19 protein-coding genes and 2 tRNA genes are annotated in these 22,562 nt (G+C 69.3%); 17 read left to right on the plus strand and 4 right to left on the minus strand.

Features of this window, described 5'->3' with window-relative positions; all coding sequences use genetic code 11:
- Window positions 1–237 precede the first annotated feature (237 nt).
- Entirely contained in the window at window positions 238–906 is a 669-nt protein-coding gene (locus tag H4F98_RS12725; RefSeq protein ID WP_182688219.1) for a hypothetical protein, read from the plus strand.
- Window positions 907–1,023: 117 nt separating this feature from the next.
- On the plus strand, window positions 1,024–1,638 hold the full coding sequence (locus H4F98_RS12730) for a glutathione S-transferase family protein (protein ID WP_182688220.1): 615 nt from the start codon (window positions 1,024–1,026) through the stop codon (window positions 1,636–1,638).
- A 1-nt stretch (window position 1,639) separates the two neighbouring features.
- On the opposite strand, the gene mutS is transcribed toward H4F98_RS12730, so the two are convergent.
- Window positions 1,640–4,237 (minus strand): DNA mismatch repair protein MutS, encoded by a 2,598-nt coding sequence (mutS, locus tag H4F98_RS12735; RefSeq protein ID WP_246373177.1) that lies wholly within the window; start codon window positions 4,235–4,237, stop codon window positions 1,640–1,642.
- Window positions 4,238–4,371: 134 nt separating this feature from the next.
- Between mutS and H4F98_RS12740 the strand changes: the two genes are divergently transcribed.
- The 4 genes from H4F98_RS12740 to arsH are packed head-to-tail and all read left to right on the plus strand — an operon-like array spanning window position 4,372 to window position 7,005.
- Entirely contained in the window at window positions 4,372–4,701 is a 330-nt protein-coding gene (locus tag H4F98_RS12740; RefSeq protein ID WP_182688221.1) for an ArsR/SmtB family transcription factor, read from the plus strand.
- Window positions 4,702–4,733: 32 nt separating this feature from the next.
- Window positions 4,734–5,165: an arsenate reductase (glutaredoxin) gene (gene arsC, locus H4F98_RS12745; RefSeq protein ID WP_425487606.1), complete on the plus strand. Its 432-nt coding sequence runs from the start codon at window positions 4,734–4,736 to the stop codon at window positions 5,163–5,165.
- The gene (arsB, locus tag H4F98_RS12750) at window positions 5,162–6,262 is read left to right on the plus strand and encodes an ACR3 family arsenite efflux transporter (protein ID WP_182688223.1); all 1,101 of its coding nucleotides are present in this window, start codon (window positions 5,162–5,164) and stop codon (window positions 6,260–6,262) included. The genes arsC and arsB overlap by 4 nt, the downstream gene beginning before the upstream one ends.
- On the plus strand, window positions 6,259–7,005 hold the full coding sequence (gene arsH / locus H4F98_RS12755; RefSeq protein WP_182688224.1) for an arsenical resistance protein ArsH: 747 nt from the start codon (window positions 6,259–6,261) through the stop codon (window positions 7,003–7,005). The genes arsB and arsH overlap by 4 nt, the downstream gene beginning before the upstream one ends.
- A 4-nt stretch (window positions 7,006–7,009) precedes the next feature.
- Here arsH and H4F98_RS12760 read toward each other — a convergent pair whose 3' ends face one another.
- Both H4F98_RS12760 and H4F98_RS12765 read right to left on the minus strand, forming a co-directional pair.
- Complete coding sequence (locus tag H4F98_RS12760) at window positions 7,010–7,873, minus strand: universal stress protein (RefSeq protein WP_182688225.1); 864 nt, start codon at window positions 7,871–7,873, stop codon at window positions 7,010–7,012.
- Window positions 7,874–7,884: 11 nt separating this feature from the next.
- A complete protein-coding gene (locus tag H4F98_RS12765; RefSeq protein ID WP_182688226.1) occupies window positions 7,885–9,363 on the minus strand; it encodes a SulP family inorganic anion transporter in 1,479 nt (492 codons plus the stop codon).
- A 437-nt stretch (window positions 9,364–9,800) separates the two neighbouring features.
- On the opposite strand from H4F98_RS12765, the gene H4F98_RS12770 reads away from it, so the two are divergent.
- The 11 genes from H4F98_RS12770 to H4F98_RS12820 all read left to right on the plus strand — a co-directional run bounded on the left by H4F98_RS12770 (window position 9,801) and on the right by H4F98_RS12820 (window position 21,914).
- Window positions 9,801–12,425 (plus strand): TonB-dependent receptor, encoded by a 2,625-nt coding sequence (locus H4F98_RS12770; RefSeq protein ID WP_182688242.1) that lies wholly within the window; start codon window positions 9,801–9,803, stop codon window positions 12,423–12,425.
- Between the two features lie 65 nt (window positions 12,426–12,490).
- The gene (locus H4F98_RS12775) at window positions 12,491–12,991 is read left to right on the plus strand and encodes a CinA family protein (protein ID WP_141519379.1); all 501 of its coding nucleotides are present in this window, start codon (window positions 12,491–12,493) and stop codon (window positions 12,989–12,991) included.
- A gap of 45 nt (window positions 12,992–13,036) precedes the next feature.
- Window positions 13,037–13,708, plus strand: coding sequence for a transcriptional repressor LexA (gene lexA / locus H4F98_RS12780; protein ID WP_182688227.1), 672 nt, complete (start codon window positions 13,037–13,039; stop codon window positions 13,706–13,708).
- A 211-nt stretch (window positions 13,709–13,919) separates the two neighbouring features.
- Window positions 13,920–14,951, plus strand: coding sequence for a recombinase RecA (gene recA / locus H4F98_RS12785; RefSeq protein WP_182688228.1), 1,032 nt, complete (start codon window positions 13,920–13,922; stop codon window positions 14,949–14,951).
- Between the two features lie 68 nt (window positions 14,952–15,019).
- Window positions 15,020–15,604: a regulatory protein RecX gene (locus H4F98_RS12790; RefSeq protein WP_182688229.1), complete on the plus strand. Its 585-nt coding sequence runs from the start codon at window positions 15,020–15,022 to the stop codon at window positions 15,602–15,604.
- Between the two features lie 194 nt (window positions 15,605–15,798).
- Entirely contained in the window at window positions 15,799–18,447 is a 2,649-nt protein-coding gene (alaS, locus tag H4F98_RS12795; RefSeq protein WP_182688230.1) for an alanine--tRNA ligase, read from the plus strand.
- 144 nt (window positions 18,448–18,591) lie between these two features.
- The gene (gene csrA, locus H4F98_RS12800; RefSeq protein ID WP_182688231.1) at window positions 18,592–18,792 is read left to right on the plus strand and encodes a carbon storage regulator CsrA; all 201 of its coding nucleotides are present in this window, start codon (window positions 18,592–18,594) and stop codon (window positions 18,790–18,792) included.
- Between the two features lie 67 nt (window positions 18,793–18,859).
- Window positions 18,860–18,952 (plus strand) — tRNA-Ser (locus H4F98_RS12805).
- A 242-nt stretch (window positions 18,953–19,194) separates the two neighbouring features.
- Window positions 19,195–19,271 (plus strand) — tRNA-Arg (locus H4F98_RS12810).
- Between the two features lie 219 nt (window positions 19,272–19,490).
- Window positions 19,491–20,264 (plus strand): 4'-phosphopantetheinyl transferase family protein, encoded by a 774-nt coding sequence (locus H4F98_RS12815; RefSeq protein ID WP_182688232.1) that lies wholly within the window; start codon window positions 19,491–19,493, stop codon window positions 20,262–20,264.
- A gap of 255 nt (window positions 20,265–20,519) precedes the next feature.
- Window positions 20,520–21,914 carry a TIGR03013 family XrtA/PEP-CTERM system glycosyltransferase gene (locus H4F98_RS12820; protein WP_182688233.1) on the plus strand — a complete coding sequence of 465 codons (1,395 nt, stop codon included), beginning with the start codon at window positions 20,520–20,522 and terminating at the stop codon, window positions 21,912–21,914.
- 36 nt (window positions 21,915–21,950) lie between these two features.
- On the opposite strand, the gene H4F98_RS12825 is transcribed toward H4F98_RS12820, so the two are convergent.
- Window positions 21,951–22,547, minus strand: coding sequence for a J domain-containing protein (locus H4F98_RS12825; protein ID WP_220479207.1), 597 nt, complete (start codon window positions 22,545–22,547; stop codon window positions 21,951–21,953).
- Between the last annotated feature and the right edge of the window lie 15 nt (window positions 22,548–22,562).

The following is a 22,562-nucleotide window of genomic DNA, read 5'->3' on the forward strand; positions in this document are numbered from 1 at the left end:
CGGATTCCCATGGGGCACCGGGGCGGCAAGGCGGTGGAAGCACCCGACCACCGTACGCCGGTGCCGTTCATATCTGAAATTGAATGTTCTGCTCGTTCGGATAGCGAGGGGCTATCGCCAAAGCCGGGCGAAGGAGCGCATCATGCGCCCGCAACGATGACGGAATCGTCCACGCCTGTGTGGCGCTGCGGTTACCATCGAGGCCCTCCGCCGCCACCCTTCCGCGCCCGCGCCTCCATGACCGATCCCCGACCCGCCTCCGACCCCGCCGACATGATCGCCCGCAGCGCGGCCCACTTCGCCGCGGAGGGGTTCAGCGTATTGCGCGGGGTGCTGGCGCCGGCCGAAGCGGAGCTCTGCGCCAACTACGCGGTGATGCAGACCGGCGTGCCGGGCCATTACACCGTCGAAGAGAGCCTGGGGTCGCAGGGGCGTTATGCCGACACGCTGTCGGAATGCCTGCTGTTGCGCGTCCTGCCCTTGATGGAGCGCGTGGCCGGCGGTCCCCTGCACCCGTGCTATTCCTACCTGCGGGTGTACATGCCCGGCGCCGAACTGCCCCGCCACCTGGACCGGCCCTCCTGCGAGATCAGCACCTCGCTGACCCTGGGCTTCGATGCCGACCGCCCCTGGACGCTGGGACTGCAATCGGGCGGCGGCGACCTGGAACTGCCGCTGGCCGCGGGCGACATGCTCGCCTACAAGGGCGCCGAACTGCCGCACTGGCGCGGTCGCTTCGACGGGCGCTACTGGGTGCAGGTCTTCCTGCACTACGTACGGGCCGATGGCGAGTTCGCCGACTACCGGTTCGACGGTCGCGACCGCATCGGTCCGTTCGACCCGGCCCGGCAGGTCCGGCGCTTCGATGCCACGCCGCCGACGGGCGCGGGTGGCGAGGCCGCCTGACTGTCGCGTGCCGGCCCCATCGACGGGGCCTGGGCGGAGCGTGCTGACATACCCTGTCAGCAGGGCAGGCGTACCGTGGGCCCCCTTGCCCCGCCCACGTTCCAGGAGGAACCGCCGATGTCCACGCTGACCCTGTATACCCACCCCGAGTCCCGCGGCGTCGTCGCGCGCTGGATGCTCGAGGAGACCGGCCAGTCTTACCGCACCGAGTACCTCGAGTACGGCACCACGATGAAGGCGCCGGAGTACCTGGCGATCAATCCGATGGGCAAGGTGCCCGCGATCCGCCACGACACCACCGTGGTGACCGAGAACGCCGCCATCTGCGCCTACCTGGCCGACGCGTTCCCCGCCGCAGGGCTGGCGCCGCCCTCGGGCAGCCGCGAGCGCGGCGATTACTACCGCTGGCTGTTCTTCGTCGCCGGTCCGCTGGAAGCGGCGGTGCTGGCCAAGCTCGGGGGCGCGACGCTGGAGCCGCGATCCGCCGGCTTCGGTTCGCTGGAAGACGTGCTGGCCACGCTGGACGCGCTGGTGTCCAGCCGCGAGTTCGTCGCCGGCGACCGCTTCAGTGCCGCCGACCTGATGCTGTCGGCCTACCTGGGCTGGTACATGCAGTTCGGCGTCATCGACAAGCGCCCGGCCTTCGAGGCCTACGCTGCCCGCCATGCCGGCCGCGAGGCCGCTGTGCGCGCGCGCGCGACCGAAGCCGAGCGCGCCGCCGCCAAGGCCTGAGTCAGGCCAGCGACTTCAGGCGGTACAGGGCCTCGAGCGCCTGCTTCGGCGTCAGCTCGTCCGGCTCCAGTCCGGCCAGCGCTTCCATCGCCGCCGATGGCGCGGAAAACAGCGTGGCCTGGCGCGGCGCATCCAGCACTTCCGGCACCAGCGGCGCCGCGCTGGGCGCATCGTGGCCACGTTGCTCCAGCTCGGCCAGGCGGCCCTTGGCCTGCTGCACCACCGACCGGGGCAGGCCCGCCAGCGCCGCGACCTGGAGGCCGAAGCTGCGGTTCGCCGGGCCGTCCTTGACCGCGTGCATGAAGACCAGGCGGTCGCCATGTTCGCGGTCGTGGTGCTCGACCGCGTCCAGGTGCACGTTGGCGATGCCGCTGCCCGGTTCGGCGAGCGCGGTGAGCTCGAAGTAATGCGTCGCGAACAGCGTGTAGGCGCGGTTGTGGTGGGCGAGGTGGCGGGCGCAGGCATCGGCCAGGGCCAGGCCGTCGTAGGTGGAGGTGCCGCGGCCGATCTCGTCCATCAGCACCAGCGATTCCGCGGTGGCGTGGTGGAGGATGTAGCTGGTCTCGCTCATCTCCACCATGAAGGTGGACTGTCCGCGGGCGAGGTCGTCGCCGGCGCCGATGCGGGTCAGGATCCGGTCGATCGGACCGATCGAGGCGCGCTCGGCCGGCACGAAGCTGCCGATGTGGGCGAGCAGGACGATCAGCGCGTTCTGCCGCATGTAGGTGCTCTTGCCGCCCATGTTCGGGCCGGTGATGACCAGCATGCGGCGTGATTCGTCGAGCACCAGGTCGTTGGGCTCGAACGGATCCTCGCGCACCGCCTCGACCACCGGGTGACGGCCGCGCTCGATGTGCAGGCAGGGCCGCTCGTCCAGGTCCGGCCGCGCCCAGTCCAGCGCGTGCGCGCGCTCGGCCAGGCCGGCGAGCACGTCAAGTTCGGCCAGTGCGGCTGCGCAGGCGCGCAGCGGCGGCAGGCGTTCGTTGAGCGTGTCCAGCAGTTCTTCGTACAACAGGCGTTCGCGCGCGAGGGCGCGCTCGCGCGCCGACAGCACCTTGTCCTCGAAGTCCTTCAGCTCTTCGGTGATGTAGCGCTCGGCGTTGGCCAGCGTCTGCCGCCGCGTGTAGTGCGTGGGCGCCTTGCCGGCCTGCGCCTTGCTGATCTCCAGGTAATAGCCGTGCACGCGGTTGTAGCCGACCTTCAGCGTCGGGATGCCGCTGGCTTCGCGCTCGCGCGCTTCAAGTTCGACCAGGAACTGGTCGGCGTTGCTCGACAGGCGCCGCAGTTCGTCGAGTTCGGCGTCGTGGCCCTCGGCGAACACGCCGCCGTCGCGGGCGAGGACCGGCGGCTGCTCGACGATCGCCGAGGCCAGCAGTCGCGCGTGCGCATCGTGTTCGCCCAGGGCATCGAGCAGGGCCGCCAGGCGCGGTGCGTCCAGTGGCGAGAGCAGGGCATGCACGCCCGGCAGCAGGCCCAGGCCGTCGCGCAGCGTGGACAGGTCGCGCGGACGTGCGCTGCGCAGCGCGATGCGCGACAGGATGCGTTCGAGGTCGCCCAGGGCACGGAAGCGCTCGCGCAGGTCGTCGCCCGCGCCGCTGTCCATCAGGGTTTCGACCGCCTGGTGGCGCAGGCGCAGGGTCGGCCGGTCGCGCAACGGCCGGTGCAGCCAGCGGCGCAGCAGGCGTCCGCCCATCGGCGTCACCGTGCTGTCGAGCACGCCGAGCAGGGTGTGGCGGGTGTCGCCGTCGATGCGGGTGTCCAACTCCAGGTGGCGCCGGGTGGCGGCGTTCATCGCGATCGCGCCGTCGCCGGACTCGACCGCGATCGAGGACAGGTGCGGCAGGCGCTGCTTCTGCGTTTCCTCCACGTAGCCCAGCAGGGCGGCGGCGGCGGCGATCGACAGCGGCTTGTCCTCGATGCCGAAACTGCCCAGGTCGTGCAGGTTGAAGAAGCGCAGCAACTGGCGGCGACCGCTGTCGGCGTCGAACAGCCAGGGCGGGCGGCGGCGCAGGCCGCCGCGCGCGGTGACGAAGCCCGGCCAGCCGTCCTCGTCGGCGACCAGGGTCTCGGCCGGCTCGAGGCGGGCCAGTTCGGCTTCCAGGGTGTCGTCGCCGGCGACTTCGTTGACCAGGAAGCGCCCGGCCGCGAGGTCGGCCCAGGCCAGGCCGTAGCCGTTGCGGCCACGCGCGATCGCCAGCAGCAGGGTATCGCGGCGCTCGTTGAGCAGGGCCTCGTCGGTGACCGTGCCCGGGGTGATGATGCGCACGACCTTGCGCTCGACCAGGCCCTTGCTGGCGGCCGGATCGCCGATCTGCTCGCAGATCGCGACCGACTCGCCCAGCGCCACCAGGCGCGCCAGGTAGCCTTCCGCGGCATGGTGCGGGACGCCTGCCATCGGGATCGGCGCGCCGCCGGAGCTGCCGCGCTGGGTCAGGGTGATGTCGAGCAGCCGCGCCGCCTTGCGCGCGTCGTCGTAGAACAGTTCGTAGAAATCGCCCATCCGGAAGAACAACAGCACGTCCGGATGCTCCGCCTTGGCGGCGAAGAACTGCTTCATCAGGGGGGTGTGCTCGGGCGTCTTGTCGGCGCTCTTGGACATCGGCTCGCTTGGCTGGTCGTGGGGCGGGCAGGGCGGGCCCGTCGCGGCCAACGATTGTAACGGCAGGGTCAAGCCCGCCTGGATCGAGGGGGCGGGCCTCGACTTCAATACCACTGTTCCAGTATTATCGAATAATGGACGACACCGCTGCGCTCGACGCCCTCGCCGGACTGGCCCAGAAGACCCGCCTGGCGATCTTCCGCCACCTGGTCGAAGCCGGCCCGAAAGGGGCCACGCCGGCCGACCTGGGCGAAGCGCTGGGTATCGCCGCGACCACGCTGTCGTTCCATCTCAAGACCCTGTCCCAGGCCGGACTGGTCGATGCCGACCCGCAAGGGCGCAGCATTACCTACCGCGCCGACTTCGCCGCCATGCGGGGCCTGGTCGACTACCTCACCGACAATTGCTGCGGAGGCGACGCCTCGGCGTGCGTGCCGGCCGGTCGCGGCGGAGACTGCGCATGAGCCCGAACGACACGCTGGCCGCCCTGGATCCGGTGGACGTGGTGATCTACCACAACCCCGACTGCGGCACCTCGCGCAATACCCTGGCGATGATCCGCAATGCCGGCATCGAGCCGCACGTGGTCGAGTACCTGAAGTCGCCGCCCACCCGCGCGATGCTCGAGTCGTTGCTGGCGCGCATGGGCATGGGGGCACGCGAGCTCCTGCGCGAGAAGGGCACGCCCTACGCCGAGCTCGGCCTGGACGACCCTTCGCTGGACGACGCGACCCTGCTCGACGCGATGGTGGCCCATCCCATCCTGGTCAACCGGCCGATCGTGGTCTCGCCGCTCGGCGTCGCCCTTTGCCGTCCGTCCGAGCGCGTGCTGGACCTGTTGCCGTCGCCGCAACGTGCGGCCTTCGCCAAGGAAGACGGTGAAGCCGTGGTCGATGCCGACGGCCAACGCGTCGGTCCCGCGCCATGAGCGCCGGAACGCCCCGGCTGGGCTGGCTGGACCGTTACCTCACGGTATGGATCTTCACTGCGATGGCGGTGGGGATCGGCCTCGGGCTCGCGTTCGAGGGCCTGCCGGTCGCGCTCGACCGCATGTCGATCGGCGGTACCAATCTGCCGATCGCGATCGGCCTGGTGCTGATGATGTATCCGCCGCTGGCCCGGGTGCGCTACGAGTCGCTGCACCGGGTCTTCGAGGACCGGCGCGTGCTGGTGCTGTCCCTGCTGCAGAACTGGGTGGTCGGTCCGGTGTTGATGTTCGCCCTGGCGGCGATCTTCCTGCACGACAGCCCCGAGTACATGACAGGGCTGATCCTGATCGGCCTGGCGCGCTGCATCGCGATGGTGCTGGTCTGGAACCGGCTGGCCTGCGGCGACAACCAGTACGTCGCCGCCCTGGTGGCCTTCAACTCGCTCTTCCAGATCGCGTTCTTCAGCGTCTATGCGTGGTTCTTCCTGTCGGTGCTGCCACCGCTGTTCGGCCTGCAGGGCAGCGTGGTCGACGTCGGCTTCGCCACCATTGCCCGGGCGGTGCTGACCTACCTGGGCCTGCCGTTCCTGGCCGGGTGGCTGACGCGATACGTGTTGCGCAGGCGGAAGGGCGACGACTGGTACGAGCAGGTCTTCCTGCCGCGGATCGCGCCGCTGACCCTGGTCGCCCTGCTGTTCACGATCGCGGCGATGTTCACCCTCAAGGGCGGCGACGTGGTGCGGCTGCCACTGGACGCGCTGCGCATCGCGGTCCCGCTGGCGATCTACTTCGTGGTGATGTTCGTGGCCAGCTACCTGATGGGCCGCGTGGTCGCGATCGACTATCCCCGCACCACCGCCCTGGCCTTCACCGCGGCCAGCAACAATTTCGAGCTGGCGATCGCGGTGGCCGTCGCTGCGTTCGGGCTGGCCTCGCAGGTGGCTTTCGCGACGGTCATCGGGCCGCTCGTGGAGGTGCCCGTGCTGGTCGCCCTGGTCCACGTCGCGCTCTGGATCGGGCGCCGCTGGTTCCCCGCGACGCTGCCCGACGATGCGCGTGCCGCGGTGGCGACCGAGCGGCGGGCGGCGAACGCATGAGCGCGGCCGGGCATGTGCCGGGGCCGCGCGAGCGCGCGCTGTCCGATCCCGACCGGCTGCCGGCACTGGAGCCGTCGCAACTGCAGCTTGATGTCCTGCGTGCCGGGATAGATGGCCATCCGCCGAGGATCCTGCTGCTCTATGGCTCCCTGCGCACGCGTTCCTACTCGCGCCTGGCGGTGGAGGAGGCAGCCCGCCTGCTGCGCCTGATGGGCGCCGAGCCGCGCATCTTCGATCCGCGCGACCTGCCGCTGCCCGACCAGGCCGGCGCCGAGGATCACCCCGCGGTCCAGGAGTTGCGCGCGCTGTCGCTGTGGTCGGAGGGGCAGGTGTGGTGCTCGCCCGAGCGCCACGGCCAGCTCACAGGCGTGATGAAGGCGCAGGTCGACCACCTGCCGCTGTCGATGGGCGGCATCCGGCCGACCCAGGGGCGGACGCTGGCGGTGATGCAGGTGTCCGGGGGCTCGCAGTCGTTCAATGCGGTCAATTCGCTGCGCCTGCTCGGGCGATGGATGCGCATGTTCACCATCCCCAACCAGTCGAGCGTGGCCAAGGCCTGGCAGGAGTTCGACGACGAAGGCCGCATGAAGCCCTCGGCGTACTACGACCGCATCGTCGACGTGATGGAGGAACTGGTCCGCTTCACCGTGCTGCTGCGACCGCACGCCGGGCGACTGACCGACCGCTATTCCGAACGCCGCGAAGCGGCGTCGCGGCTGGCGCGCCAGGCGCTGTCGTCCTGAGGCGTCAGCGCAGCAGCAGGACCGGGATGGTGCACTGGCGCAGTACCGTGGTGGTGGTGCTGCCGACGATCAGTTGGCGGATGCGGGAGTGGCCGTAGGCGCCCATGACCAGCAGGTCGATCCGGTGCCGCTCCACTTCAGCGGCGATCACCGTGTCAGGAGCGCCCGCCAGGCATTCAGCGTCCACCTCGTAACCGGCCTCGCGCAGCCGTGCGGCGGCGGCCTGGAAGCCCTCGGGTTCGGCGTCGCCCACCGCCAGCAGGCGACACGGCAGTCCGGCGAGCAGGGGGCTGGCGACGACCATCTCGACGCATTTGCGGGTGGTGGCGCTGCCATCGAAGGCGACCATGAAGCGGGTGGGGGCCTTGAACGCGCGCGCCGCCACCAGCACGGGGCGATGGACCGCGCGGACCACGCGCTCCAGGTTGCTGCCGGGGTGGGCCCTGGCGAAGTCCGCGTGTTCGCCGCGCTTGCCCACCACGAACAGGCGCACGTCGTCTTCGATGTCGAGCAGGTTGTCGACCAGCGCGCCATGGCGCAGCCGGCACTCGGCGTCCACGTCCACCTGTTCGGCCAGGCGCCCGCGCGCCAGGTCGAGCAGCTCGCGCCCACGTGCCTGCGCCAGCCGCGAACGCTCGGCGTCCGCGTCCGCCAACCGCTCCAGCAGCATCTCGCGGTCGCCCAGCGCCAGGTTGCCGCTGAGGTCCTCGCTCGATCCCGCGGTCGCGCGATCGATCGCATGGAGCAGGGTCAAGGGTGCGCCCAGCCGCATCGCGGCCCATGCCGCGGTCCCGGCGACGCTGAAGGTGTAGGACGATGCATCCACGGCGGCCACCACGCGTCCATCGGTCTTGATCAGTGACGTCATCGCTGCGTTCCTCAGTGGTCGCCCATCAGGCGTTCGGCATCGGGCTTGTCGTGCACGCCCAGGCGGTCGACGATGGTGCGGCTGGCCTCGTTGAGGCCGCGCACGTCGACGTCGGTGCCCTCGCGGCGGAACTTGATCACCACCTTGTCCAGCGCGCCCACAGCGCTGAGATCCCAGAAGTGGGCGCTTGAGACGTCGATCACCACGCGTTCGAGCGCTTCCTTGAAGTCGAACGCGGCGACGAACTGCTCACTGGAGGCGAAGAACACCTGCCCGGTGACCACGTAGGTCCGCGCGCGGCCGTCATCGCCGGCGGTCGAGCCCACGTGCAGCACGCGGCCCACCTTGCGCGCGAAGAAGATGCCCGACAGCAGCACGCCGGTCAGCACGCCCTTGGCCAGGTCATGGGTGAAGACGGTGACGATCACCGTCGCCAGCATGACCACGCTCGACGTGCCCGGGTGGGTGCGCAGGTTGAGGATCGAGGTCCAGCTGAAGGTGCCGATCGAGACCATGATCATCACCGCCACGAGCGCCGCCATCGGGATCTGCTTGACCCAGGGGCCGGCGAAGACCACCAGTACCAGCAGCACTGCGCCGGCGACCAGGGTCGACAGGCGCCCGCGGCCGCCCGACTTCACGTTGATGACGGACTGGCCGATCATCGCGCAGCCGGCCATGCCGCCGAGCATGCCCGCGGCGATGTTCGCCACGCCCTGCCCGGCGCATTCGCGGTTGCGGTCGCTGGGCGTGTCGGTCAGGTCGTCGACGATCTGCGCGGTGAGCAGAGATTCCAGCAGGCCCACCACCGCGAGCGTGGCCGAGTAGGGCGCGATGATCCGCAGGGTTTCCCAGTCCAGGGGCACGTCCGGCAGCAGGAAGACCGGCAGGCTGTCGGGCAGCTCGCCCATGTCGCCGACGGTGCGGATGTCCAGCCCCAGCGCGACCGCGACGATGGTGAGGACCACGATCGCCACCAGGGGCGAGGGGATCGCGCGCGTCAGGCGGGGGAACAGGTAGATGATCGCCAGGCCGGCGGCGGTCATCGCGTAGACCGTCCAGGGGACGTTGATCAGCTCGGGCAGCTGGGCCATGAAGATCAGGATGGCCAATGCGTTGACGAAGCCGGTGACCACCGAGCGCGAAACGAACCGCATCAGCCCGCCCAGCCGCAGCAGGCCGGCGACGATCTGGAAGCCTCCGGTCAGCAGCGTCGCGGCCAGCAGGTATTGCAGGCCATGGTCCTTGACCAGGTCGACCATCACCAGCGCCATCGCCCCGGTCGCCGCCGAGATCATGCCCGGCCGGCCGCCGGTGAAGGCGATGACCACCGCGATGCAGAACGAGGCGTACAGCCCGACCTTGGGGTCGACACCGGCGATGATCGAGAACGCGATCGCTTCGGGGATCAGGGCCAGGGCGACGACGAGCCCGGCGAGGACGTCGCCGCGGACATTGGAGAACCATTGCTGGCGCAAGGGGATGGACATGGTCGGGTCTCGCCGCGCTGGACGCGGCCGGTTCGGGTTCTGGAAGTCCGGAGTCCCTTGGACGGGAATCGGGTACGGCCCGTGCATATCCATTGCGGGGCGCGCCACGGCCTCGGGGGCCGACGGAAGCGAGGCTCGACATGGTACCGGCTTGCGCCGCCGCGATCACCTCGTGCGTGCCCGGCGAGCGTCGTCGGCACCACACTGCTGCGCTGCCGCGTGCGAACATTCCACGGCGTGATACCGTCGGTCGTGTTCGCGGTCGCAGGGGCAGGGTACAGGACGGCGGCAGGTGGACCGGACGCCAGGGGCTCCGCCGGCGCGTGCGTCGCGCCGGGCGGGAAAGTCGCCGGGAGTCGCGCAGTGGCGTACCTGGGACATGCATGTCTGAAGGCTCGTCGATCCATCAACGCATGTCAGCAATCGGGGAAGAACGCATGCCTGCTCTCAAGAACCGCACCCGGGCTCCGGCCACCCACCGCCTCTCGCTGTCCGTGGGCATCGCGCTTGCCGCCTGCGTGGCGTTGCCGGCCGTGGCCCAGGAGGCCGGCGAAGAGGAATCCGAGTCCGCCACCACGCTGGCCGGCCTGGTGGTGACCGCGCAGAAGCGCGAAGAGGTCCTGCAGGACGTGCCCATCTCGATCACCGCGCTGCCCGAGCAACTGCTCCAGGATACCGGCGTGCGCGACGTCAAGGACCTGCAGGTGCTCGTCCCGGGCCTCACCGTCACCAGCACGCAGAGCGAGGCGCAGACCACCGCGCGCATCCGCGGCATCGGCACCGTCGGCGACAATCCCGGCCTGGAGTCCTCGGTCGGCGTCGTGATCGACGGCGTCTACCGTCCGCGCAACGGAGTGGGCTTCGGCGACCTGGGCGAGATCGAGCGCATCGAAGTGCTGAAGGGGCCGCAGGGCACCGTCTTCGGCAAGAACACCTCCGCCGGCGTGATCAACGTGATCACCCGCCGGCCGGACTACAACACCTACGTCGACGGCGAGCTGACGGTCGGCAACTACGGCGCGCTCGGCGTGGCCGGCACCTTCAACAGCGCCCTGGGCGACAACTCGGCCATGCGCGTGTACGCGGCCAAGCGCAAGCGCGATGGCTGGATGGACGTGCACACCGGCAATGGCCCGCGGCGCGAGGACGAGGACTACGACCAGAACTTCCACTCGTTGCGCGGGCAACTGCTGCTGGAGCCGACCGACACGCTGGACATCAACTTCATCGCCGACTTCACCAGCCGCGAGGAGAACTGCTGCACGGCCGTGACCCTGGTCCGTGGCGGCACGGCGCCGCTGGTGGATGCGCTGGCGCCCGACGAGGGCGTCAGCCCCGTCGCCGACCCCGAGGCGCGCCAGGCCTGGGGCAACCGCGGCACCGGGCAGGACATCAAGGACAAGGGCCTGTCGATGGAGCTCAACTGGGAGACCCCCTGGCTGGGCGGCGCCACCCTGACCTCGATCACCGCCAAGCGCGACTGGGACGCCATCAACGGCCTGGACTACGACTACAGCACCGCCGACATCATCTATCGCAACGCGGACGAGGACGAGTCGCTGAGCGCGTTCGACACCTTCACCCAGGAACTCCGCCTGACCGGCTCCACCGACGCTTTCGACTGGATGGTCGGCGGCTTCTACTCCGACGAGGACCTCAAGCGCAACGACTCCTACCGGATGGGCGCCGCCTATGAGCCCTACGTATCGACCCTGGTGTTCCAGCGCGTCGCCGCCGGGATCACCGCCGCCGGGCTGCCGATCGACATGAGCAACCCCGCGACCTTCTTCTCGCAGGTCACCGGGCAGCCCTACGGCACCGGGTTCGCCGGCCTGGGTGCGCTCGACCGCTACGAGCAGGACGCCAAGAGCTATGCGCTGTTCACCAACAACACCTGGCACGCGACCGACGCGCTCGACCTGACCCTGGGCCTTCGTTACACCCGCGAGGACAAGGAACTGGACTCGCGCTACAGCAACCCCAACGGCAGCCCGGGTTGCGCCGCCGCGCTGGCCAACCCGGCGGGCAGCGTCGCGCAGGCGCTGCTCGCGCGTGGCGTGCCGCTGGGCGCATTGACACCGGCGCAGCAGGCGGCATTGCTGGGGCAGCTGGCCCCGCAGGTGGTTGGTTTCATGTGCCTGCCCTGGGCCAACGCGTTGCAGGCGGGTCGCGCGACCCACCAGGAGCGCGAAGAGAAGGAGTGGTCGGGCACCGTGAAGGCGGCCTACCGCTGGAACGACCAGCTCATGACGTATGCCTCCGCCGCGCGCGGTTACAAGGCCGGTGGCTTCAACTTCGACCGCGTGCAGTCCGCCGATGGACAGTCCAGCAGCGGGGCGGGCATCATCCCGGTCGACGACACGTCCTTCCCGGGCGAGTTCGTCGACAGCTACGAGCTGGGCGCCAAGACCACGTGGATGGACGGCAACCTGCTCCTCAATGCGACCCTGTTCCACCAGACCTACGAGGATTTCCAGCTCAACTCCTTCCTGGGCACGAGCTTCGTGGTGAGGTCGATCCCCGAGGTCGTGTCCAAGGGCGTGGACACCGAGGTCCTGTGGGACACCCCGCTCGACGGCCTGATGCTGCAGGCCGGCCTGACCTACGCCGACACGCGCTATGGCGACGAGACGCCGACCGCCGACTTCGTCTTCCCCGGTTCGCTATACAAGCTCCCGGGCAGTCGCGCCAGCTTCGCGCCGCTCTGGTCGGGCTCGGCTTCGGTGACCTACGAGTGGGATTTCGGCGGCTCGCTGATGGGACGTTTCAACCTGGGCGGCAAGTACATGTCCGACTTCAACACCGGCTCGGACCTCGACGCGGAGAAGACGCAGGAGGCCTATGCGATCTTCAATGCGCGCCTCGGGATCGGCTCGCGGGACCGCCGCTGGATGGTCGAGCTCTGGGGGCAGAACATCTTCGACGAGTACTACACGCAGGTCGCGTTCGACGCCCCGCTGCAGGCCCCGGGTTCGCCCGCGCCCGGCGATCCGCTCAATTCCTACAACGGCTTCCCGGGCGCGCCGGCGACCTACGGCGTGACCCTGAGGGTGCACTACTGAGAGCCGCCGTCGCCGCGCGTTCCCGCTTCACCGGGCGCGCGCGGCGGCCGTTATAGTGTCCAGCCATGAACGCCGACATCTCCGATATCGCCCTGCGCGCCCTTGCCGAGCAGGTCGCCCGCACCGCCATCGACCAGCACCACCGCCTGACCACGGCGGAAAGCTGCACGGGGGGCTGGATCGCCAAGGCCCTGACCGACATCGCCGGCTCCTCGGACTGGTTCGAGTGCGGGATCACCGCCTACAGCTACGAAGCCAAGCAGGCCCTGCTGGGCGTCCAGCCGCATACGCTCGAGGAGCATGGCGCGGTCAGCCGTGAGACGGTGATGGAAATGGTCTCCGGCGCGCTCGTGCAGTCCGGCGCTTCGGCGGCCGTCGCCGTCACCGGCATCGCCGGTCCGGGGGGCGGCACCGACGACAAGCCCGTGGGCACCGTCTGGATCGCCTGGAAGCGCCGCGGCGGCTACCCGACGGCGGTGGTCTTCCACTTCGACGGCGACCGCGAAATGGTCCGCCGGCAAACGGTCGCGGCGGCCCTGCACGGCCTGATCGAGCTGATGACCTGAGCCGCTTGACGGGGCAACAAGTCTGTTAGTAGTATTGCTACTAACATGGACATCACCGAAACCCAGCACGCGATCTGGCACCTGATCGCCGAACGCATCCAGACCGAAGGCATGCCGCCCTCGCAGACCGAGATCGCGCGGGCCATGGGCTTCAGCAGCGTGCGTGCCGCGCAGTACCACATCGAGGCCCTCGAACAGGCCGGCATCATCGAGCGCGTGCCGGGACGGGCGAGGGGCCTGCGGCTGCGGATGCAGCCCGACGGCCTGGGCGACGACGCCCCGGCGGACGCCGCGCAGGCCGATCCCGCGCCGCGTGCGCGGCTGAACGACGATGCCCTGCACCTGCCGGTCCTCGGCCAGGTCGCGGCGGGCGTGCCGATCGGCGCCGACATCGGTTCGGACCAGATGGTCCTGCTGGACCGCAACTTCTTCTCGCCTTCGCCGGACTACCTGCTTCGCGTCAAGGGCGACTCCATGCGCGACGAGGGCATTTTCGACGGCGACCTGATCGGCGTGCACCGCACCCGGGATGCACGCTCCGGGCAGATCGTGGTCGCCCGCATCGACGACGAAATCACCGTGAAGCTCCTGAAGCTGGGCCGTGAGCGGATCCGCCTGCTGCCGCGCAACCCGGACTTCGCCCCGATCGAGGTCCAGCCGGGCCAGGAGTTCGCCATCGAAGGCCTGTACTGCGGCCTGGTGAGGCCGAGCCGTTGAGCCTCGCGCTTCCTGCCGGCGTCATGGCCAGCGGCATTCGGTTTTTTCCTACATCCCGTCACGGACGTGCCCGACGCGCCAACGCGCCCACCCCCGACAGGCAGCCGTCCACCACCGGGGCATCCTGCGTTCTGGCGGCGATCTCAGCTCCTGCGACCTGCCTTCCGTACAGTCACCCCATACCCACTCCAGCGACCTAGAGGACCTCACGATGGACGAGAACAAGAAGCGCGCGCTTTCCGCCGCACTGGGCCAGATCGAGAAGCAGTTCGGCAAGGGCTCGGTCATGCGGATGGGCGACCGCGTCGTCGAGGCCGCGGAGGTCATCGGTACCGGCTCGCTGATGCTGGACATCGCCCTCGGGATCGGCGGCCTGCCCAAGGGGCGCGTGGTCGAGATCTACGGCCCCGAGTCTTCCGGCAAGACCACCCTGACCCTGCAGGCCATCGCCGAGTGCCAGAAGAAGGGCGGCACCGCGGCCTTCATCGATGCCGAGCATGCGCTCGATCCCATCTATGCCGCCAAGCTCGGCGTCAACGTCGAGGACCTGCTGCTCTCGCAGCCCGACACCGGCGAGCAGGCCCTTGAGATCGCCGACATGCTGGTGCGCTCCAGCGCGGTCGACATGGTGGTGATCGACTCGGTCGCGGCGCTGACGCCGCGAGCGGAGATCGAAGGCGAGATGGGCGACCAGCTTCCCGGCCTGCAGGCGCGCCTGATGAGCCAGGCCCTGCGCAAGCTGACGGGCAACATCAAGCGCAGCAACTGCCTGGTGATCTTCATCAACCAGCTGCGCATGAAGATCGGCATCATGATGCCGGGCCAGAGCCCGGAGACCACCACCGGCGGCAACGCCCTGAAGTTCTATGCCTCGGTCCGCCTAGACATCCGCCGCATCGGCGCGGTCAAGAAGGGCGACGAGATCATCGGCAACCAGACCCGCATCAAGGTCGTCAAGAACAAGATGGCCCCGCCGTTCAAGCAGGTCATCACCGAGATCCTCTACGGCGAGGGCATCTCGCGCGAAGGCGAGCTGATCGACATGGGCGTCACCGCCAAGCTGGTCGACAAGGCGGGAGCCTGGTACAGCTACGGCGACGAGCGCATCGGCCAGGGCAAGGAGAATGCCCGCAACTACCTCAAGGAAAACCCTGCGGTGGCCGAGCGCCTGGAGGCGGCCTTGCGGGCCCAGTTCGTGCCCGAGGAGGCCGAGAAGGGTGAGGAGGAGGCCGATGAGGATTGATCCAGCCGGCGCTTGGGTGAGCCAAGCGCCCGGACCCGCCCGATGGGGCGGGTCCGATGGAGACATGCATGAGCAGCGCGCCAGGCCCTGAGGACGGCTTGTTCCCACCTGCCGGCGACCCGCCGGTGGCCGACGGGGACTGCGGGGTGGGTTTCGAGGGCCAAGGCGGGGAGGGGCGCGGGCGCCGTCGTGGCCGGCCCGAGCAGACGCCCCTGCAGCGGGCGCTCGCGCTGCTGTCGCGCCGGGAGCACTCGCGCAAGGAATTGACCGCCAAGCTGGTGTCGAGGGGCTTGGAGCCCGCGGCCGTGGATGCTGCCGTGGAGCGCCTGGCAGGCGAGGGCTGGCAGGATGACGCGCGCTTCGCCGAGGGCCTGGTGCGGACGCGGTCGGACAGCGGCTATGGCCCGGTGAGGATCCGCGCCGAACTGGCCACCCATGGACTGGACGAGGTGGCCGTGGAAACGGCGATGGCGACCTTCGAAGGCGACTGGGTCGAGCTGGCACGCGACCTCGCGCGTCGACGCCTCGGGCATCGCGGGCTGGAACCGGGCCTGCAGGCCCAGCGCAAGATCGCCGACCTGCTGATGCGCAGGGGCTTCCCGGGCGATGTCGTGAGGGCGGTCAGCCGCTTGCCGCTGGACGAGGTGGACTGAACGCGCCCCCGGGGGGGGCGAAGGGGCAGGCGGCCCGGGCCCGGACCGCGTTCCGCCCCTGATCAGGCAGGCGGTAGCCAAGGCTGATACCCTATCGGGCTTCCGTTTGGTTGCCTGCCCGGATCGCTGCCCGCATGCTTCGGGGCACGACGGGTCATGGCGGCCCGGCCCAGCCCTCCGATCCAGCGCCAGGCATGAGCACAGCGACCCCCCTCAGCACCCAGCAGATCCGCAGCGACTTCCTCGAATTCTTCCGGGGCAAGGCACATACCATCGTGCCCTCCGCACCGCTGGTGCCGGCCAATGATCCGACGCTGCTGTTCACCAATTCCGGGATGGTGCAGTTCAAGAACGTGTTCCTGGGCAGCGAGAAGCCGGGCTACGTACGTGCCGCCGACGTGCAGCGCTGCCTGCGCGCGGGCGGCAAGCACAACGACCTCGACCAGGTCGGCTACACCGCCCGCCACCACACCTTCTTCGAGATGCTGGGCAACTGGTCGTTCGGCGACTATTTCAAGGTCGAGGCCATCGAATGGGCCTGGGAGCTGCTGACCCGGGTGTGGAAGCTGGATCCCGATCGCCTGCTGGTCACCGTCTACCAGACCGACGACGAAGCCTTCGAGATATGGAACACGCGGATCGGCGTCCCCGCCGATCGCATCGTCCGCATCGGCGACAACAAGGGCGCGCCCTTCGCGTCGGACAATTTCTGGCAGATGGCCGACACCGGTCCCTGCGGCCCGTGCACCGAAATCTTCTACGACCACGGTCCCCACATCGCGGGCGGTCCCCCGGGGTCGCCGGACGAGGATGGCGACCGTTTCATCGAGATATGGAACCTGGTGTTCATGCAGTTCGACCGCCAGCCCGACGGCAGCCTGCTGCCGCTGCCTGCGCCCTGCGTCGACACCGGCATGGGCCTGGAGCGCATCGCGGCGATCCTGCAGGGCGTGCACGGCAACTACGACATCGACCTGTTCCGCTATCTGATCGCCCAGGCGGCGGCGCTGACCGGCACCGAAGACCTTGGCAACAAATCCCTGCGCGTCATCGCCGACCACATCCGCGCATGCAGCTTCCTGGTCATCGACGGCGTGCTGCCCAGCAACGAGGGGCGCGGCTACGTGCTGCGCCGGATCATCCGCCGCGCCCTCCGCCACGGCTGGATGCTCGGCCAGAAGCAGCCCTTCTTCCACCGCATGCTCGCGCCCCTGATCGAGGTGATGGGCGACGCGTATCCCGAGCTCGTCGCCAAGCGCGAGTTCGTCGAGCGCGCGCTGAAGGCCGAGGAGGAGCGCTTCGCCGAAACGCTGGACGCGGGCATGCGCATCTTCGACGAGGTCGCCGCGCGAGCGCAGGGCACCATCCCCGGCGAGGACGCCTTCCGCCTGTACGACACCTACGGCTTCCCCGTCGACCTGACTGCCGACATCGCGCGCGAGCGCGGGCTCGAAGTCGACATGGCCGGCTTCCAGGCCGCGATGGAGCGCCAGCGCGAGACCGCGCGCGCATCGGGCAAGTTCGGTGGCGGCACCACCCTGCCGGCCGAGCTGGCAGCCCAGTTGGCGCCCACCGTGTTCCTGGGCTACGAAGCCGCCGACGCCGACGACGTGGAAGTGCTCGCGATCCTGCGCGACGGGTCTCCGGTCGACACGCTGGACGCGGGCGAAGAGGGCGTGCTGATCCTTGATCGCACGCCGTTCTACGCCGAGAGCGGTGGCCAGATGGGCGACGCCGGTGAACTCGACGCCGATGGCCTGCGCTTCGATGTCCGCGACACCCTCAAGATCGCCGGCCAGTTCCATGGCCACGCCGGCCGCCTGGCCAGCGGTGGCCTCAAGCGAGGCCAGCGCCTGCGCGCGCGCATCGACGACGCCCGCCGCGCGGCCATCGTGCTCAATCATTCCGCCACCCACCTGCTGCATGCGGCCCTGCGTGCGGTGCTGGGCGAGCATGTCACCCAGAAGGGCTCGCTGGTCGCCCCCGACCGGCTCCGGTTCGACTTCGCGCATTTCCAGCCGGTGTCGGCCGCTGAACTGGCGGAGGTGGAGTCCCGCGTCAATGCCGAGATCCGTCGCAACCACGCCGCCGAGGTCCACCACATGGGCATGGACGAAGCGCTGGAGTTCGGCGCGCTTGCCCTGTTCGGCGAGAAGTACGGCGATCGCGTCCGCGTGCTGCGCATGGGCGACGCCTCCACCGAGTTGTGCGGCGGCACCCACGTCGGCCGGACCGGCGACATCGGCCTGTTCAAGATCCTCTCCGAGGGCGGTGTGTCTGCCGGTGTCAGGCGCATCGAGGCCGTGACCGGCGAAGGCGCGCTCGCCCACGTGGCCGCCGAGGAACGTCGACTCGGGGAGGCCGCGCGCCTGCTCGGTGCGACGCCCGCCGAGGTGGGCGACAAGCTTCGTGCGCTGCTCGAGCGCCAGAAGAAACTCGAGCGCGAGCTCGACGCCCTGAAGGCCCAGGCCGCGGCGGGCGCGACCTCCGACATCGCGGGCCGGGCCGTCCACGTGGGCGATGTCCGCGTCCTGGCCGAACGCCTGGAGGGCTTCGACAGCAAGGCGCTGCGCGAGGCCGTCGACCGCCTGAAACAGCAACTCGGCGACGCCGTCGTCGTGCTGGCCGGCACCGCCGACGGCAAGGCGGCGCTCGTGGCTGGCGTCAGCGGCAAGGCGGCTGGCAAGATCAAGGCCGGGGAACTGATGGGCCACGTGGCCGGTCAGATCAACGGCAAGGGGGGTGGGCGTCCTGACATGGCCCAGGGTGGGGGCGAGGATGGCCCGGATCTGGTTTCGGCCCTGGCTGGCGTGTCCGGCTGGGTTGAACGGCAACTGAGCTGATAGTCCGGATAGGCCCCATACGCTTGTGGCCCGGACTTCTCAATAGGATAATTGCCAATTGTTTTTCAACCTGCGCACCGTGTACCTTGATGGACGTGGTGCAACCGTCGGCACCCGAAGCGGCCGGCATGAGGAGAGTTTTCAATGCTAATCCTGACGCGTCGCGTCGGTGAAACCCTGATGATCGGCGACTCGGTGACCGTCACCGTGCTCGGCGTCAAGGGCAACCAGGTACGTATCGGCATTACTGCGCCGAAGGACGTAGCGGTTCACCGTGAAGAGATCTACCAGCGCATCCAGCGCGGCGAAGGCGCCGCCGACGACGCTGGCAAGCCGGTCGACTGATAAAAAGTTTGCCGCGCGTGGGGTGAGCCGTTATGATTCCCGCCCGCATCGCTTTTGTTGGTGTCGCGGAGAGTTGCCCGAGTGGCTGAAGGGGCTCCCCTGCTAAGGGAGTATAGGGTTTATAGCTCTATCGAGGGTTCGAATCCCTCACTCTCCGCCAGTTCCATATCGATGTTGCCTCCAGCGGTACTGCGCCGGGTTTCAACGCCGCGCAGGTCCGCTACCCGGTCTGCAATCGCCATGCTGGATGTCCGCATCCGGCACTCGTGCATGCAGGGGGCGACACGCGATGACAGCCGGAGCCTTCGTCGATACGACGGCTTCGATGTCGAAGAAAGACCGGAAAACGTGCAGGAAAATGGTTGACGAAAAGCATCATCATCGTCATAATTTTCCGACTACGCGCCCGTAGCTCAGCTGGATAGAGCACCAGGCTACGAACTTGGGGGTCGGAGGTTCGAATCCTTCCGGGCGCGCCATTATCAAGAACATCAGGGCCGACGGCGCATGCCGGCGGCCCTTTTGTTTTCCGTCGTGTTTCCTCGCCTGCGGCACGCCTGTCCGTCCCGGTGCCGCCGCTGGAGGCGTGCAGGCGCGAGCGTCGACGCAACGCACGATCGCCTTGGCGCGCGCGCCCATGTTGCCGCATGCTGCAGGCCCGACCCGAGTCGCCCGGCCAGGATGGAGTGCCGCCCCCGATGTCGTCCCAGGATCCGCATGCATGCCCGGCATCCGTGGATGCCTTGTTCGCCGACTTCTCGGCCTGCTTGCGGGCCGCGCTTCCGGGCACACCCCGTTGGCCGGCGACCTTCGCGGTGCTGCTCGAATGCGATGCGTGGATCGATCGCCTGGCTGACGCGAGGGCGCTGATCGGCGAGGCCGAGCGTGAGCGCGTCGATCGCCAGCGGCGCCCCGGCGACCGCGATATGCATGCCTTGGCGTATGCCTTCCACCGCATGACGGCGGCCTGCGCGACGGGCCTGCAACCGTCGCGCTTGGCCCTCGTGCGCGATGCCATGGGGTGTCCACGCCTGCCCGGTACGCCCTGGCACACCAGCCTGAGCCACGCCGATGGCGCGGTGGCCGTGGCCTTGAGTCTCGACGGTCCGGTCGGGATCGACCTGGAAGCACGCGCCAAGGCCGCGATGCTGCCGGAGCTGGTGGACTCGGTCTGCACAGCGTCGGAGCGTCGGCGGCTGGCGGGGGAGGGCACCGGCCTGGGGGCGAGCCTGCTTGAACTGTGGGTGCGCAAGGAGGCCCTGCTCAAGGCCACCGGGCAGGGCATGTCGCTGGAAATGACCGCCATCGATGCGCCCCCCGACGCATGGCTGCCCTTGCCCGGCGATGGTCGGGAGATCCGCATCCGCATGCTCGAGGCCGGTCCGGCGCACGTCGCGGCGCTGGCGTCGTTGGCTCCCGGGGAGCCACCGGTCATCGCCTGGCTCGCGCCCCCGGCGCCAGCGCGCGGATAGCGGCTCGGGCACCGGCTGGCCTCCAGCCACCCTGCCGGGTCCCGTGGCGTGGCCGTGCGGCGACGGAGGCCGGTTGGGCGGCACCTTGCCGTTCTTGAATGCAGGTCAGTGGCATTCAGAGGCATCAGGGATGTTCAAGCAGGTCGGGGGAGCCTCCAGGCGGGGTGGTGGTGGAGCGCGCTCGCGCAGTGCCGTGCGCGGCGTTGGCGCTGGTTGGCAGCGATCCGGGAAGCGGGACGCCCGCGGAGGCCGTGCATGAGTGCGTCCATGCGGAGCCGCAAGAGCAGGACGTTGCTGACCCTGTGGATCCTCGAACTCGCACTGGTGATGATCGCCGTGCCGGCCGCGGCCTGGCTGCGTTTCCACGACGACCCCGCCGGCCACCAGGAGTTCGCCGAGTGGCTCTGGCTGCGCGCGTTCATGGTGGCGATGGCGGTAACCGGCGCGATGGCCGCGTTCGGCCTGTACCAGGTGCACGTCCGCCACAAGTGGGTGGACCTGATCCTGAGGTTGACGCTTTCCTTCGCGTTCGGCGGCATTGCCCTGCTGGTGGCGTACTACCTGCTGCCGGCCATCTATATCGGGCGTGGCGTGCTCGCGATGACGCTCGTGCTGGGCTTTGCCGGGGTGCTGCTGGTGCGCATGGGCCTGTTCCGCGTGCTCAGGAGCGATGCGTTCAAGCGCCGCGTGCTGGTGCTGGGCGCGGGCGAGCGTGCCGACCTGATCAACCAGCGGATGCGGCGGCAGAGCGACCGGCAGTCGTTCGTGGTGGTCGGCTTCCTGCCCCTGGAGGGCCAGCAGGTCCTGGTCGCCGACGGACTGCTCGTCGCCGAAGGCGGTTCGCTGATGGACCTGGTCGATCGCCTGCAGGTGCACGAGATCGTCGTCGCGGTGGACGAGCGCCGTGGGGCAATGCCCATGGAACAGATGCTCGCGTGCGCGCAACGCGGCGTCACGGTGACGCATCTGTCGACGTTCTTCGAGCGCGAGGCCGGCATCGTCAAGATGCAGGTGGCCGACCCGTCCTGGCTGGTGTTCTCCGGTGGCTTCGACCATTCCACGCCCCGTCGCCTGAGCAAGCGCTTCTTCGACCTCGCCGCGGCGTTGGTGCTGCTATTGCTGGCGTGGCCGGCGATGCTGGTCGTGGCCCTGTGCATCTGGCTCGAATCCGGAGGGCCGATCTTCTACCGGCAGACGCGCGTGGGCGAGGGCGGCAAGCACTTCGACCTGGTCAAGTTCCGCAGCATGAGGACCGATGCGGAGGCCGACGGTGTCGCGCGCTGGGCCAAGACCGGCGACGACCGCACGACGCGCGTGGGGCGCTTCATCCGCCTGACGCGTCTGGACGAGCTGCCGCAGCTGTTCAACATCATCAAAGGACAGATGAGCTTCGTCGGCCCGCGGCCCGAGCGCCCCCAGTTCGTCGACATGCTGGACCAGGAACTGCGCTATTACTCCGTGCGCCACAGCGTCAAGCCGGGCCTGACCGGGTGGGCCCAACTGCGCTATCCATACGGTGCCTCGGTGAAGGACGCTGAGGAAAAGCTCAAGTTCGACCTGTTCTACGTCAAGAACCACGGCCTCGTGTTCGACCTGATGATCCTGCTGCAGACGGTCGAAGTGGTGATCTTCCAGCGCGGCTCGCGCTGATCCCGACCGGCGGCCGGCATCGTGCCGGCCATGGCGTCAGGGCGACGGAAGCCCGCCCGAAGGGGCGGGCGTGGACGTGGGCGGTGCGGCGCGTGCGCGATCGGGCCCCGTTGCCGGACGACCTTCGGGCGTACTGGCTTCCAGGATGACGATCAGGACCACGATCAGCACCACGACGAGGGCCGCGAGTCGGGTCTGGCGCCGCGGGTTGCCGTCGGCTTCCAGCCGCATGGGCAGCGTGGTATCGCCTTCGGCGGGCGGCACATGCCGCCGCCGCGGCACCTCGACCAGGCGGCTGGATGGCGCGGCGCCCGGGAGCCGGCCATGGGCGCGATGGAAGCGCGTCGCCGTCGTGTACAGCGAGGTCAGCTCCGACAGCGACAGCGCGTCCGCCTCGGCGGCGCCGGTCGTCGCGCCGGGATGGCGGTCGGGGTGCAACTCGGCGACCTTGCGGCGATACGCCCGTTTGAATGCCTCGAGCGTGCAGTCGGGCCGCAGGCCGAGCTGCGCGTAAAGCCGGTTGAAATCCGAATCCATGTCGTCCCCTGGGAGAAACGCGCACGGGCGCGTCGCCGGGCCGTTCGCGGGCCCTCTGGATGAAGGACGGAAAATGGCCGAAATCGAGGCCGTCATGCGTATCTCCTAGCC

The sequence above is a fragment of the Marilutibacter spongiae genome (assembly GCF_014145325.1).
GTDB classification, from domain to species: domain Bacteria; phylum Pseudomonadota; class Gammaproteobacteria; order Xanthomonadales; family Xanthomonadaceae; genus Marilutibacter; species Marilutibacter spongiae.